Below are 220 nucleotides of genomic sequence, written 5' to 3' on the forward strand. Positions count from 1 at the left end.
AAATAGACAAAATTTCTAAGCGTGGCGATTCGTCAGGCCCTGATGTTAGCCGTGAAGGGGTACAGAGCGATCTACTACCGCTAATTGAAGGTTCAACGGTAAATACTAAGCACGGTAAGGTTAAAACAGACCACATGCTAGTTATTGCCTCTGGTGCATTTCAAATGACTAAACCATCAGACATGATACCAGAGCTGCAAGTTAGTATGCCAATTCGTGT

1 protein-coding gene is annotated in these 220 nt (G+C 43.2%); it reads left to right on the forward strand.

The window, feature by feature from the left end; genetic code table 11:
• Positions 1-220 (forward strand): AAA family ATPase (locus V6260_RS18985; protein ID WP_341595606.1); only part of this gene is annotated, 220 nt, incomplete at both ends.

This window comes from Pseudoalteromonas aliena (genome assembly GCF_038155085.1).
Taxonomy (GTDB): domain Bacteria; phylum Pseudomonadota; class Gammaproteobacteria; order Enterobacterales; family Alteromonadaceae; genus Pseudoalteromonas; species Pseudoalteromonas aliena_A.